Raw genomic sequence first — 13644 nt, 5'->3', positions numbered from 1 at the left:
CTATATATGTTAAAGGGATGGTTGCTCCCTTTGTCAATTATGAGGAAACAAGGGTATTTCGAATAGATTATTTTTGAGGAATGTCGTTTGCTTGACATTTAAAAGATTTTTGCTATATTAAAATAACATTAGAAATTTATTAGAAATTGTGCCCTAAATGAATTAGGGAAGATTTACCTTAAATAATTAAATTTAGTATTAAAGCCATGAAGGCTTTTAGTCTTCATGGCTTATTTTTTTAAAGGGAGGTAGATGATATTTGTTTATTGTAGTGGCTTTTTTGTTTTTTATGTTTTTTTATTCAGATCTGGCTGAAATTGGATTTTGCAATGACAGCTCTCAGTTTCAAGAAATTGTAGTATACGCTAACAAGGAGAAAGAGAAAAATGCTGATGTGGTGAACGTATTCAAGGTAAATCCGGCTATGAGCTTCTCTATTACTGACTATCTTAAAGATATGGCAGGAGTTGAGATCTCAGAAAAATCTCTCTTGGGGGATACTGGCGATGTGGTTAAAATCAGGGGATTTGGTAATAGTAGAATGAAGGTTTTCGAGAATGGAAGGGACATTAATGCTACAGGGGTATATGGAGGCTTTTATGTAGACTGGAGTACTATACCTCCCATAAACGTTGACTCTATAAAGGTCATAAAGAGCGGCGTGGATGCAAAGCTGGGGGTTCTAGGCGGTGCAGTGGAAATCAAGAATAGAGTCCCAACAGGCACACCTATAACAGAATTTTTTGGTTCATATGGCACAAGAGACACTCAAAACTACAGATTTTATTATGAGAACAAGATAAAAAATATCCCATTTAATATATCTATAGATCATCTCTCTTCCGATCCATTTTTAAGAAATAACGATTTTCTTTCAAACTCATTTAACCTTTCCACGGTAATTCCAAACGTATTCGAGGGCAAAATTGGGGCTTCAGTTTATTATACAAAGCTAAAAAGAGGACTCATAGTGAACAACAGAAAATCAAATGACCCTCAAAATCCAGGGTGGAACGTGCCAATAGATCCATTATATCCTACTTCGCTTGGAGAATTTATGGCTCCTGGTGGAGGACCTACACACACGCCTGTAATGGGCGCCTACTGGCAAAAGGAGAAGGCTCTTCTGGATCTGTCGTATGAGCGAGAGATATTTGGCTGGCAAGCTAAAGTAGCAGGCTTTACAAATAGAGAAGATAGATACGAGGTAAACCCCGGGCTTCTAGTAAGGGATCTAAAGCCAGACAAGACCGATGGTTTTTATATGGACTTTAGTAGGGATATTTTTAAGCATCACGTAAGATTTGGATATTATTTTAAAAATCAGGGTTCTGGCGATACCTTTATAATCTATGAAAAGACAAATCCTGTGACCGTTGACCAAAATAGTCCATCGAGTCAGAAGATAATTTACAATTCAGCGTATCTTGATGATAGATTTAAGATATCAAAGAAATCATCGCTTTATATGGGTATAAGGTATGATAGCTTTCATGCAGAGGGTGCACCTATATTGCAGGATGGAAGAGGGATCAACGTCCAGGGCATATCGCTAACTGGTGATGCAATTACGCCAAGGGTGAGCCTAGATTATGAATTGGACAAAGATACGACTGCAACTTTATCAGTTTTCAAATCTGCGAGGATGCCCACCAATCCTGAATACTACTGGTGGCTTACGGGTTATAGTGGAGCAAAGCTCGCCAACGGTAGCCCTGCTCCCGGATATAGGCCAGTAAATTATCTTTTAAAGCCAGAAAAGGAAGATGCAATTGAAGCTAATCTTAAAGGAAAAAGATTTGGTATAGATTATTCGCTTAACGCTTATTATTATTCTATTCACGACTATATTATGTTTAGAATCGATCCAAATCCTACAAATAGGGTAGCCTACAACGTGGATGAGGTAAATATGTATGGGCTTGAATCAACCTTCAAGAAGAGAATAAAGGGAATAGACACTGTACTTACATATACTTACCAAAAAAGCACAAAGGTCAATGACGCGCTTGATACTATGCACCTCTTGAACGGGCTTGATTACTTTCCAAGAAATATGGCAAATCTAACTTTTGAGAAAAAGTTTGACAACGGACTTGTTTTAAATTTTGACAATCACTACGTATCAAAGCAAAATTTGCTGTATGCACCAAATAGCAGTAAGTTAGAACTTGTTTCCATAAAGCCACATTACACGGCAGATCTGGGTGTATCGTATCTTTTGCCAAAGCACGACCTAAGAATGGATCTAATGTTTTATAACATCTTTAACAAAAAGTATCAAGAGGTATTTGGATATCCTATGCCTGGAAGAAGTGTATTTGGATCTCTTACTTTAACTTTTTAATATTTAGTAACTTAGCCCCCTGTACTTTTTAAGTTCGGGGGCTAAAAATTATGTGAATTAAAATTCTTTATATTCTACATATGGCTTTATATCCAGAATAGGAGTGCCATCTAACATATCGAGTCTTCTAACCTTTATTACATTTTCTGATTTTTCTAAGACTTCAAGAACAGAAAGCCCTATTGGGTTTGGCCTATACGGTGAACATATACTAAACACACCTTTTTCTGCATCTATATGAGGTGGTTTTTGTGTGAGTTTTTCTTGAGAAAATGGTGGTGATTTGTGAAAACAAAAGATTACGCATATCTTTTCTTTTGCTTTTATATCCTTTATTCCATCCTTATATTGCGAATCGATGACCAATTCGCCCTCGATATCTGAAACGCTCCAGTGTCTAGGTACGCTTACAGACTTATTTCTTACGTATCCAATTGGTTTAAATATAAATTCAGTTTTGTTTTCCATTTTTTTCTCCCTTATATATTTTTTTAAAATTGTACGCCTCTTTTTAAAAATAAAGATTAATCTTCTAACACGAATCTAATTGGAAGTATTGCCCTTGACTTAACAAATACTCCGTTTTCCACTGCAGCCCTAAAGGTTGATTCTCTTACAGCCTTTATCGCAGCCTGAGCAAAATTCTCATTTGTGCTACTTAAAACCCTGACGCTTATAAGATGACCATCTTCATCGATTACCAGTTCTAATACTACCTTGCCCTCAATGCCCAACCTTTTCTCGCGGGCAGGATATTCTGGTATTATCCTTTTTATAAATTTTGGACCATCTGATGAACCGAAAGATTTAGAATATATGCTATTATTGTTGATTCTTTGAACGGCTCCATCTTTGCCATTATCTTTCCTCTCACTATTTAAAGAATCATTTGTGTTAACTTGATTTGAGATATTTACAGGCGTAGCCTGAGTAAGGGATAAATTAGTTGTGCTTATTGTTTGTGTTTGAATGGGGCTACTATCAGGAGTTTGTTCTTGAATATTTTTCTCTGAAGTTTTGCTACTGTTGTCGTCATTCATCTTTTTGTCTAATTTCTGATTTTCTTGAAGGGAATTTAGGCTCATTATAAATATTGGTTCGCTCTTTATAACATTGGTCGCCCCTAAAAGAAAAACAGCGCCAAAGAGAATTGAGTGAAACACGATAGATACTAGAAAGCTTAGTGAAAACCTTCTACTCAAATCCTGTCATCCTTTAGCGTTTCTATGTTGTATCTTTCTATGCCGGCAGCTCTACACGCATCGATAGCCCTTACAACGAAGTCAAATTGGGTATTCTTATCTGCGCGAATTTTTATTATTATATTTGGGTTGTCTGATTTGAGAGTCTTAAGCGTTTCTGTAATAAGCTTCGGATCAGTTTTATTCTCATTGATAAACATTGTGCCATCACTTTTTATGGTAAGCGGGATGTCTTTTATTTCTTGTTTTATGACAGCAGTTTTGGCATTTGGCAAATCAATTGGAATAGCCCCCTGAGCAATCAACGTAGCAGTAACTAAGAATATTATAAGTATAACTAAAACTACGTCTACTAATGGAACAATGTTTATTTCTGCTATTTCGTCATCATGGTTTGGATTGTGCATCGAGGTGCTCCTCGTATATATAGTTTAAATCTCTTGCTTTTCTGACAAAGTAGTTGTATGCAATCACGCACGGGACAGCCACAAAAAGTCCAAGTGCAGTGGAGCTAAGTGCTTCTGCAATGCCGTTCATAACCACTCTTACTCCAAAATCCGAAGAAATAGCCAGATCGTGGAATGCCTTCATAATCCCGAGCACTGTGCCAAATAGACCGATAAATGGCGCATTGCTGCCAACAGTCGCAAAAAAGCCAAGTCTTTTGTTAAGAGTTGACCTTAAATCTGAAGGGGAGTAATTGAAGAGATCTTCCTCAATTTTTCTCATAAGAAAAATTTTTTCAACAATAAATGCAACAGATATTACGCTTAGCACTATTAAAAGTGCCAAAACAGGATCTCCCCCAACCATTGCAAGATTTAATATTAACTTTGCCAATTTATCCCTCCTACTAATAATTTCCTCCTAAAAAAATAAGCCATAAAAACATGTGCAATCTTTGCACAAGCCTTCATGGCTTTATCCTAAAACTCTAATTCTAGTATTCTATCAAATCAGATCTAAAAGTCAAATAATTTATAGTATGTAACACCACTGCTAGAGTAGCTTTCCCTTATAGTAAGCCAAGCACCCTGCTTGGTAGCTGTAAAAGCAAAAAAATGCACGAGCAAGATGCTCGTGTTACTATATTCCGCGAGCAAGGATGCTCGCGGTACTATAAGAGCTCAAAGAATTATAAATTATAAATTATATTGTCAAAATTAAAAATTTATTGTATATTAATAAAAAAATTAAAGAGTTGAACTCTTTTTGCAAGGCCATGAAGGCTACTATAAGCGCAACTTTCGCGTACTAAGCTTTCGTGGCCTATTTTTATTGAGGGAGGTTTAATATGCCAAAAATTTTAATTTGCGGGAGAGGTGGATGTGGAAAGAGCACTCTCACAACAATAGCTGCAAATACGCTTTCAAAAAGGGGTGAGGTTTTTGTTCTGGATGCTGATGAGTCAAACCTTTGTCTTACTAATATGCTTGGTTTAAACTCTGAAAAAACATTGATGGAATATCTTGGAGGAAAGGCTGAGATAAAAAAGGCTCTTTTATCTTTTTTAAAATCAGAGGGCAAAGAAAAGACTCCTATGTTTACATCGAACCTCACCTTTGAAGAACTGAAAGGTTTCTCTTCATGGAGGGACAACATAGGTTTTATCCGAACTGGTAAGATTGAACATGGAATGGAGGGCTGTGCGTGTCCAATGGGGGCAGTAACGAGAGAATTTTTGAAAAGATTAGAAGTTAAAGACAATCAATACGTTTTGGTGGATACAGAGGCTGGAATAGAACACTTTGGCAGAGGAGTGCACGAGGCTATAGATTTAGTATGGCTTGTGATAGAGCCATCCTTTGAGTCAGTCTCTCTTTGTGAGAAAACTATAGGCTTGATTTCAGAGGGAAAACATACCAAGCCATATAAAGTTATATTGAACAAGGTTAGTGAAGATAGCAAATTAGAACTTGAGAGGCTACTTGCTGAAAAGAAAATCAAAGTAGATGGATTCTTGCCATTTAAGAGTGAGATCTCAAAGGCAAATCTCATAGGAGAAAGGCTAACTATTGAAGATTCAAATCTTATAAATTCAATCTTGTAATGAAGTTTCTAAAGATATTTTTTTAATAACTGTGCTATCTTTTCTTTCAGGTTGTGACAGGTTAGCCCAGAAAGATAATTCTAATTTAACCGTAACTGATGCTCTTGGAAGAAAGGTTGTTTTGAAAGAAAAGCCAGTAAAAAAGGTTGTGGCAATAGGTCCTGGTGCCCTAAGACTTGTATGCTATATGGGGCTTGCAAACTCAGTTGTAGGGGTAGAGGATTCTGAAAAGGAATGGGATGTTATTTCAAGGCCATATATCCTTGCATATCCCCAGTTAAAGGATTTGCCTGGGATAGGTCAAGGTGGCCCTCGACCAAGTCCCAATCTTGAAAGCATCATAGCTCTTAAACCAGATGTAATATTTGCTGCATATCTAACTAAAGATCAAGCTGATGCAATTCAGTCAAAGACAAATATACCAGTAATATTGCTTAGCTATGGTCAATTCGCCAGTTTTGATATGAACGAGATATTTAATTCTTTAAGGGTTATAGGTGAGGTTTCAGGGAGGTCTGATAGAGCAAATCAACTAATTTCGTACATACAAGGTATAGAAGAAGACCTAAACAATAGAACTAAGGATATTTTGCCCGATAAGAAGCCGAGCGTTTATGTTGGGGCACTTGGTATGGCTGGCGTTCACGGAATTGAGAGCACTCAGGCAAAATATTTGCCCTTTACTCTAATTAACGCAAAAAACGTCGCTGATGAAATAAAGAGTTCGGGCAGCCTGATGCTGGACAAAGAATATCTAATAAAGTTAAACCCTGACATTATATTCCTTGATGAAGGGGGGTTAGCCCTAGTAAAAGAAGACTATAAAAAGAACAGGGCTTTTTACGATAAATTAAGGGCATTCAAGGACAATGAAGTTTATGGACAGTTACCTTTTAACTACTATACTACAAATATAGAGATAGCCTTAATAGATACCTACTTTGCTGGAAAGGTTATCTATCCTGAAAGATTTTCTGATATCGATATTAGTAATAAGGCAGATGAAATATTTAAAGAATTTTTGGGAAAACCGATGTTTAACGTGATTACAAAAAGTTATCCTGGATTTACAAGGGTAGTTTTTTAAATTTTATGGATAAAAGTGATATTTTAAAGAATTACAGAAGTTATTATAAGAAAAAACTCTTCATTGTAGTGTTGCTTTTTTTTATATCTTTGCTTTTTATAATATTTTCTGCAAAAATTGGCACGTTTAGCTTGAGTTTTTCAGATATAATATTATCTTTATTTAATCCAAGCTCAAGGGAAGGCACAGTATTGTTTAATGTGCGATTTCCCAGAATAGCCTCATCTTTTATAGCGGGATTTGGTCTTGCTATAGCAGGCTGCATTATGCAAAACGTTTTGAGAAATCCGCTTGCATCCCCCTTTACATTGGGCGTTTCTCAGGGGGCAGCATTTGGAGCTTGTGTGGGAATAGTACTGTTAGGGCAGGGTTCTCTTGGATCAAACATTATTATTAACAACCCGTATTTCGTTACTGCTTGTGCTTTCTTTGGGTCGCTCATATCTACATTTACAATAATTTTTCTTGCAAGGTTCAAGGGTTTTAGTCCTGAGTCTATAGTTCTTTCGGGTGTAGCTCTTGGGGCGCTCTTTTCTGCCATGATCATAATGCTTCAATACTTTTCAAATGAAGTTGCCGTTACCAGTATGGTGTTTTGGACATTTGGCGATGTTGGCCGCGCTTACTGGAATGAAATCCTGATAATGGCTATTGTAGTAGCCCTTTCTTTTGTATACTTTCTTCTCAACAGTCTAAACTATAATGCTATGCAAATAGGCGATGAGAGCGCCAGGAGTTTGGGTATAAATGTTGATAGAATAAGATTCGTGTCAATGATAGTTTCTTCTCTTATAGCCGCAGTAATAGTTTCGTTCTTGGGTATAATAGGTTTTGTTGGATTAGTAGCACCTCAAGCAATGAGGAAGATAATTGACTTTGATCACAAATTTATCTTACCAGCCAGTGCTTTGTCGGGGGCAATTTTACTAATAATAGCTGATGTTGTCAGCAGAACAATTTTTTCTCCTGTAATCTTGCCAATTGGGGCTGTAACTTCTTTTTTGGGAGCTCCCTTTTTTATCTACATTCTATATTTAAGAGGAAAAATGAAATAGTGTTTATTCAGATTAATGGCATAAGCTTTTCGTATAATAGCGTTGACGTATTAAAGGACGTAAATTTTCATATAGATAAGGGCGATCTTATAGCTATTCTTGGTAACAACGGAGTGGGTAAGTCTACTTTGTTAAAGTGTATTAATAGGATTCTTAAGCCAAAATTCGGAACAATATTGATCGAGGGGCAAGATACTAAAAAATTAGGTTCTGAAATTGCAAAAAAGGTTTCTTATGTTTCCCAGAGAAATCAAGCTACCAGGCTTACAGTTTTTGATGCGGTTTTACTTGGGAGAAAGCCATACGTTAAATGGGACATATCGAAAAGAGATCTCGAAATTACAAAATGTGTCATAGAAATGTTTTCTTTACAAGAGATTGCTATGAGATTCGTAGACGAATTAAGCGGCGGTGAGCTTCAAAAGGTGATAGTTGCAAGGGCACTGGTTCAGGAGCCCTCATTAATTCTTCTGGATGAGCCAACAAACAACCTTGACATAAAAAGTCAGATTGAAGTTATGAATATTGTCAAACAAATTGTTCAAAGTAATGAGATTTCATGTCTTATGGCTATTCATGATATAAACCTTGCACTAAGATTTATAGATAAGTTTATTTTAATGAAAGATGGGAAAATATTTTCATCAGGGGGTTTAGAAATTATAACCGAAGAAAACTTTAGTGAGACCTTTGGGGTTAATATAAAGATTAAGCAAATAGATGGCAGGCCTTTTTTAGTATTCTAAATTTATCTGGAGGGAAGATGAACATAGTAGACTTTTTCGATAGGTTATCTGATGAGTGGGATAGTATATTTTCAAGAGGAGATATAGATGTTTTAGAGGGTGGGCTAAACCTTATTAACTGGAATTCGTTTACCAGGGTGCTTGAAGTTGGATGCGCTACCGGCATAGAAACAGGTTTTATCCTCAAGAGGTTAAAACATAACGCTCAGCTATATGCAATTGATATATCTTCAAAGATGATTGAAAAAGCTATTGAGAGGATAGATGATCCGAGATTCTCAGCTAATATAATAAATTTTTTTGATGTAGATGGCGTTTTTGATCTTATTCTTATGATAAATGTTTTGCCTCATTTGGGAAACCTTGAAGATGTGTTTAAGAAGTCATCAAGTTTATTGGATAGGCAAGGTGAGCTCTTGATATTGCACAATTCTTCAAGAGAGCACATAAATAGAGTTCATTCTAAGAAGGAAGAGGTAAAAGATCACGTGCTACTCAGTGTTGAGATAGTTCAAGCTATAGCAAGCAGTAAAGGATTTTCAATACTGCACACAAAGGACGATGATAAAGGATATATTCTTCATTTACAAAAATTTACTCAAGAAATTTCCTGATAGCTGATGCCACTTCTGATGGTATTTGGTAAATGAGTGCATGACCTGCACCTTTGAATATTATTAGTTTTGAATTTGGCAAAAGTTTGTGAAGTATTACAGCATTTTCGGGTGGGACTACTAGATCTTGATCGGATGAGAGTATAAGAGTTTTAAAATCTTTGCCCTTTAACTCTTCCTGGTTAGTATTGCTAAGATACCAGGAAAATATAATTTGTTTTTCGTAATTAAAAACTCTTGGGGTAATATCTGGCGATGACCTCTGATAGATAAGCGCCATCTTGATTTTGTAATTGTCAATTTCATTTGTAGGGAAAAGCACCTTCATGATCCTTTCTCCTTGTTTTTCTAAGTCTGGTAATGGATTAAAAAGTGCATCTACTACGTAATCTTGAGGCTTTATGGCGCTTGTTCCTCCTGCATCAGTGCTAATCAATATAAGAGAATCAACCATATCAGGGTACATATTTGCAAATTGTTGAGCTACAAATCCACCCATTGAGTAACCAAGAATGTTTGCACTCTTTATTTTCTCATTCTTCAATACATTCTTTACGGCTTTTGCCAATTCGCTTATATCTGGATCCTTGTTTGAGAGAAACTTGGATTGTCCAATGCCCGGATAATCTATAAAAATTAACCTGAAATCTTTTAATAGATCCATAATAAATGAATCGTCCCAACTGTTCATGCTGCTTGAAAAAGGCTCTAACATTACAATGGTCTTTTTATTTTTTTCACCTAAAACCTTGTATGCTATCATCGAAGATTCTGTATTTGTATATCTTGTATATGTATTGTTTAACAGATCGTAAAACTCCTGGTTTGCATAGGCGCTTTTTGATATCAAAATAAATATTATTAGAAAAATTGAAACCATCAATCGCTTCATGTGTTTCCTCCTGAATCGTATAAGATTAAATAATTTACAATATTTGATTCTAGCACTTCTTATATAGCACGATCAAATTTATGCAAATCTGTTAAAATATTAGCATATAAAATTTATAAGGGGTGGATATTTATGAGAGCAAAATTCTTTATTGTAATATGTCTTGCAATAATGTTTTCTTTTTCAAAAGTAAATTCTGCTCTTGCTACTAACTGGCTTTATGTGGGGACTTTGACACTTTCGTCAGGAGAGATTAGGAAAGATTATGTGGATGCTGACAGTGTGGTTTACGACAAAAATGACCATACTATGAAATTCTGGGTACTTAGTGAAATCCACTTTGGCAAAGACATTATTAAGGGTTTGAAAAGATATTCTACTAATATAAATGATGCCTTGCGACCAACCAAGGTGTTGGAATACAAAGCGTTTTCTGATAACAACAATTTGATAATGGAAGACAAAAATCCTTCAACTATTATTGATTATCCAGAGGATGTCTCTCTCCTTGGAAGGGCTATTGACATTGCTGAAGATTATATTAAAAAATAAAGATTAATCTCACTCTTCCTTTATGTTAACGCAGATAGACAGTTCGTCGAGCTGTTTTTTATCCACCTGTGACGGTGCATCGGTAAGTAGACATGTCCCGCTCTGGGTCTTTGGGAAGGCTATTACATCTCTGAGAGACTTTGCGCCAGTAAAGAGCATTGTTATTCTGTCAAGTCCGAGAGCAATTCCTCCGTGTGGTGGGGCGCCGTATTCAAGTGCTTCTAAAAGAAAGCCAAATTTTACTTGAGCCTCTTCTGGCGAAATATTAAGAAGTTTAAATATCTTGCTCTGTAAATTAGTATTGTTTATTCTAATACTTCCGCCACCTAACTCGTTTCCATTTAGGACTATATCGTATGCAAGGGAGCGAACAGAAAGCGGATCTGTGTCTAACTTCTCTAGATCTTCTGGATGCGGAGCGGTAAATGGATGGTGAACAGAGTTGAGTCTTTTTTCTTTCTCATCGTATTCAAATAACGGGAAATCTACTATCCATACATATTTGAATTCATTTTCCTTGACTAGATTGAACTCATTTCCAAGAAATATCCTAAGCGAACCAAGGGATTGTAGGAGACCGTCCTTACCTGCCGCAAGAAGGATAGCATCTTTGTCATCGAGATCGAATACCTTTTTGAAAGAGTTTATCTCGTTTTCAGACAAGAATTTTGCTATTGGAGATTTTATCTCAGAGCCATCAAATAATATCCATGCAATGCCTGGTAATCCAAAGTCTTTTGCCATATTGTTTATCTTTTCAAGTATAGGTCTAGTTGGGTTGCACTGATTGTTCTTTAATGCAAAGCCTTTAATGTATCCTCCCTTTTCTATGACGCTTTTAAAGATCTTTAACTGAGTATTTTTTAAAATTTCAGTAAAATCCAAGATTTCAAGAGGATTTCTAAGATCTGGCCTATCGGTTCCAAATCTATTCATTGCTTCGGCATACTTCATAATTGGTATAGGATAGTCACATTCAATGTTGAATTTGGAATTTAATTTTCTAAAGAGATCTTCAGTAATGCCCATTATGTCAGATGGCTCAATAAATGACATCTCAACATCTACCTGAGTAAATTCTGGCTGCCTGTCAGCTCTTAGGTCCTCATCCCTAAAGCATCGAACTATCTGAAAATATCTATCAAATCCGCTTATCATTAAAATTTGTTTAAAAAGCTGGGGGGATTGTGGTAGTGCATAAAATGAACCCGGTTGAAGTCTTGATGGGACAAGGAAATCCCTAGCTCCCTCAGGAGTACTTTTAGTAAGGTAAGGGGTTTCTATTTCAAGAAAATCATTTTCTATAAAATGGTTTCTAATGATATTAGTTATCAAGTGTCTCTTTATAAGATTATCTTTTTTTTCTGATCTTCTTAGATCAAGATATCTGTACTTTAGCCCCAATTTTTCATCGTAATCTTTTTGTTCGTCTGAGATGGAAAATGGTGGCACTTTTGATTTATTTAATATTTTTATATCGTTTGCTACCAATTCAAATTCACCAGTTGAAATTTTCATATTTTCAGTGCCTGCCGGCCTTCTTCTGAGATTTCCTGTTATTTGTAATACATATTCGGATCTAATTTCTTCTGCTATCTTAAATGTATTAGTATTTTCTGTATCTACTATTACTTGTAGGATAGAATACCTATCTCTGATATCAAGAAATATTAGGTTGCCGTGATCGCGTCTTTTGTTTACCCAACCACATACTGTAATTGTCTTATTTTCAAGAGATCTATTTATTTCTTTTAAAGTATGTGTTCTATAAGCCAAAATTACACCTCTCATTATTTATAATATTTAAAAATTCAACTTTAGAAAAACTCTTCTGTTTACCGTTTTCAAGGTTTTTTATGCTAATTAGATTATCCCTTATCTCATCTGAACCTACCAACACTGCGTAGCTGCAATCTGATTTTACTGCGAGTTTCAAGGCTGATTTCAGATTTTTGTAATCGTATGGGAATAGTACGCTTATATATTTTCTTAACTCTGATGTAAGGTTTAAGGCATAGTCAAATTCTAAGCTTGTTATAGGAATCACCATAAATTTATGCTCTTTTTCAAAAGTTTTATTGGAATTTTCTAAAATAGTAACCAGTCTTTCTATTCCCGAAGCAAACCCTACACCTGGGAGGTTTTTTCCTCCTAGTTCTTCTGCTAGACCATCATATCTTCCACCGCCTAAAACTGCGTTTTGTGATCCGAGAGAAAAATTTAGGGCTTCAAATGCAGTTTTTGTATAATAATCAAGTCCTCTCACAAGGCGTGGATTGAAAATGAATTCAATTTTAGACTTCTTAAGATAATTTAGTAATTTTTCAAAGTGGGTTTTACAATCTTCACACAGGTAATCTGTGATCTTAGGGGCATTCGATGTAACAAGTTTACATTGCTCTTCTTTACAGTCCAAAACTCTCAATGGATTTTTGTACAATCTTGTTTGGCAGTTTTCGCATAGCTCGTCTACATGATCTTTGAGAAATAAAATTAGTACTTCTTTATATGCAGGTCTGCAAACCTTACACCCTACAGAGTTAAGGTGCAATTCGTATTCTATTTCTAATTCTTTTAAGATCTTTGTGGAAGAATCGATAATCTCAAAGTCGGAAATAGGATCCTGCGTGCCGACAATCTCTGCTCCAAATTGATGAAACTGCCTAAATCTGCCTGCCTGAGGCCTTTCATATCTGAACATCTGGCCTGTGTAAAAAAGTTTTACGGAGTTATTTTGGGCAAGGTTGTTTTCTATTATTGACCTTATTACGGGAGCCGTGCCCTCTGGTCTAAGAGCCAGTAGTCTATTTCCCTTGTCTTTAAATATATACATCTCTTTTTGTACTACATCCGATGTTTCACCAAGGCTTCTTGTGAAAAGTCCAGCATCTTCAAAAATTGGGGTTCTTATTTCTGAGAAACCATATAATTTCATAATTTTTTTGCCAATACTTTCTATTTTTTCGTAAATTTTGGCTTTTTTACCGAAAATATCAAAAGTTCCTTTAGGCGCTTTGTAGTTCAATATTCTCTCCTTCAATCTATAAAGAAAAATTAACATTCTATTTTAACATAATATAGAATTTCTATTTGGATAAA

14 protein-coding genes are annotated in these 13644 nt (G+C 35.7%); 7 read left to right on the top strand and 7 right to left on the bottom strand.

All coding sequences use genetic code 11. From position 1 onward, the window contains the following. The first annotated feature begins 259 nt into the window (after positions 1-259). Positions 260-2347 (top strand): TonB-dependent receptor plug domain-containing protein, encoded by a 2088-nt coding sequence (locus ACWIUX_RS08040; RefSeq protein ID WP_448590210.1) that lies wholly within the window; start codon positions 260-262, stop codon positions 2345-2347. 57 nt (positions 2348-2404) lie between these two features. Here ACWIUX_RS08040 and tsaA read toward each other — a convergent pair whose 3' ends face one another. Genes tsaA through ACWIUX_RS08020 form a run of 4 tightly spaced genes read right to left on the bottom strand, consistent with a single transcriptional unit; the run spans position 2405 to position 4389 of the window. Beyond that, a complete protein-coding gene (gene tsaA / locus ACWIUX_RS08035) occupies positions 2405-2815 on the bottom strand; it encodes a tRNA (N6-threonylcarbamoyladenosine(37)-N6)-methyltransferase TrmO (RefSeq protein ID WP_448590209.1) in 411 nt (136 codons plus the stop codon). A gap of 56 nt (positions 2816-2871) precedes the next feature. Further along, positions 2872-3549, bottom strand: coding sequence for an energy transducer TonB (locus tag ACWIUX_RS08030; protein WP_448590208.1), 678 nt, complete (start codon positions 3547-3549; stop codon positions 2872-2874). Further along, positions 3546-3956 (bottom strand): ExbD/TolR family protein, encoded by a 411-nt coding sequence (locus tag ACWIUX_RS08025; protein ID WP_448590207.1) that lies wholly within the window; start codon positions 3954-3956, stop codon positions 3546-3548. The genes ACWIUX_RS08030 and ACWIUX_RS08025 overlap by 4 nt, the downstream gene beginning before the upstream one ends. After that, positions 3937-4389: a MotA/TolQ/ExbB proton channel family protein gene (locus ACWIUX_RS08020; protein ID WP_448590206.1), complete on the bottom strand. Its 453-nt coding sequence runs from the start codon at positions 4387-4389 to the stop codon at positions 3937-3939. Before ACWIUX_RS08020 ends, ACWIUX_RS08025 begins: the two co-directional genes overlap by 20 nt. Positions 4390-4843: 454 nt before the next feature. On the opposite strand from ACWIUX_RS08020, the gene ACWIUX_RS08015 reads away from it, so the two are divergent. Genes ACWIUX_RS08015 through ACWIUX_RS07995 form a run of 5 tightly spaced genes read left to right on the top strand, consistent with a single transcriptional unit; the run spans position 4844 to position 9101 of the window. Continuing rightward, complete coding sequence (locus ACWIUX_RS08015; RefSeq protein ID WP_448590205.1) at positions 4844-5599, top strand: ATP-binding protein; 756 nt, start codon at positions 4844-4846, stop codon at positions 5597-5599. A 31-nt stretch (positions 5600-5630) separates the two neighbouring features. After that, positions 5631-6686: an iron ABC transporter substrate-binding protein gene (locus tag ACWIUX_RS08010; protein WP_448590204.1), complete on the top strand. Its 1056-nt coding sequence runs from the start codon at positions 5631-5633 to the stop codon at positions 6684-6686. 5 nt (positions 6687-6691) lie between these two features. Further along, positions 6692-7741, top strand: a complete 1050-nt coding sequence (locus tag ACWIUX_RS08005) for a FecCD family ABC transporter permease (RefSeq protein ID WP_448590203.1) — start codon at positions 6692-6694, stop codon at positions 7739-7741. Then, complete coding sequence (locus ACWIUX_RS08000; RefSeq protein WP_448590202.1) at positions 7741-8487, top strand: ABC transporter ATP-binding protein; 747 nt, start codon at positions 7741-7743, stop codon at positions 8485-8487. Before ACWIUX_RS08005 ends, ACWIUX_RS08000 begins: the two co-directional genes overlap by 1 nt. 17 nt (positions 8488-8504) lie before the next feature. Further along, the gene (locus ACWIUX_RS07995) at positions 8505-9101 is read left to right on the top strand and encodes a class I SAM-dependent DNA methyltransferase (protein ID WP_448590201.1); all 597 of its coding nucleotides are present in this window, start codon (positions 8505-8507) and stop codon (positions 9099-9101) included. Here ACWIUX_RS07995 and ACWIUX_RS07990 read toward each other — a convergent pair. Beyond that, the gene (locus ACWIUX_RS07990; RefSeq protein WP_448590200.1) at positions 9082-9993 is read right to left on the bottom strand and encodes an alpha/beta fold hydrolase; all 912 of its coding nucleotides are present in this window, start codon (positions 9991-9993) and stop codon (positions 9082-9084) included. The two genes, ACWIUX_RS07995 and ACWIUX_RS07990, sit on opposite strands and share 20 nt — an antisense overlap. 132 nt (positions 9994-10125) lie before the next feature. Here ACWIUX_RS07990 and ACWIUX_RS07985 point away from each other — a divergent pair, with 132 nt between their 5' ends. After that, positions 10126-10545 (top strand): hypothetical protein, encoded by a 420-nt coding sequence (locus ACWIUX_RS07985; RefSeq protein ID WP_448590199.1) that lies wholly within the window; start codon positions 10126-10128, stop codon positions 10543-10545. Positions 10546-10554: 9 nt separating this feature from the next. Here ACWIUX_RS07985 and aspS read toward each other — a convergent pair whose 3' ends face one another. After that, positions 10555-12336 carry an aspartate--tRNA ligase gene (gene aspS, locus ACWIUX_RS07980; protein WP_448590198.1) on the bottom strand — a complete coding sequence of 594 codons (1782 nt, stop codon included), beginning with the start codon at positions 12334-12336 and terminating at the stop codon, positions 10555-10557. Further along, on the bottom strand, positions 12311-13570 hold the full coding sequence (hisS, locus tag ACWIUX_RS07975; RefSeq protein WP_448590197.1) for a histidine--tRNA ligase: 1260 nt from the start codon (positions 13568-13570) through the stop codon (positions 12311-12313). The genes aspS and hisS overlap by 26 nt, the downstream gene beginning before the upstream one ends. Positions 13571-13644 lie beyond the last annotated feature (74 nt).

This window comes from Thermodesulfobium sp., from assembly GCF_053498235.1.
This window is presented reverse-complemented; position numbering and strand designations above follow the sequence as displayed.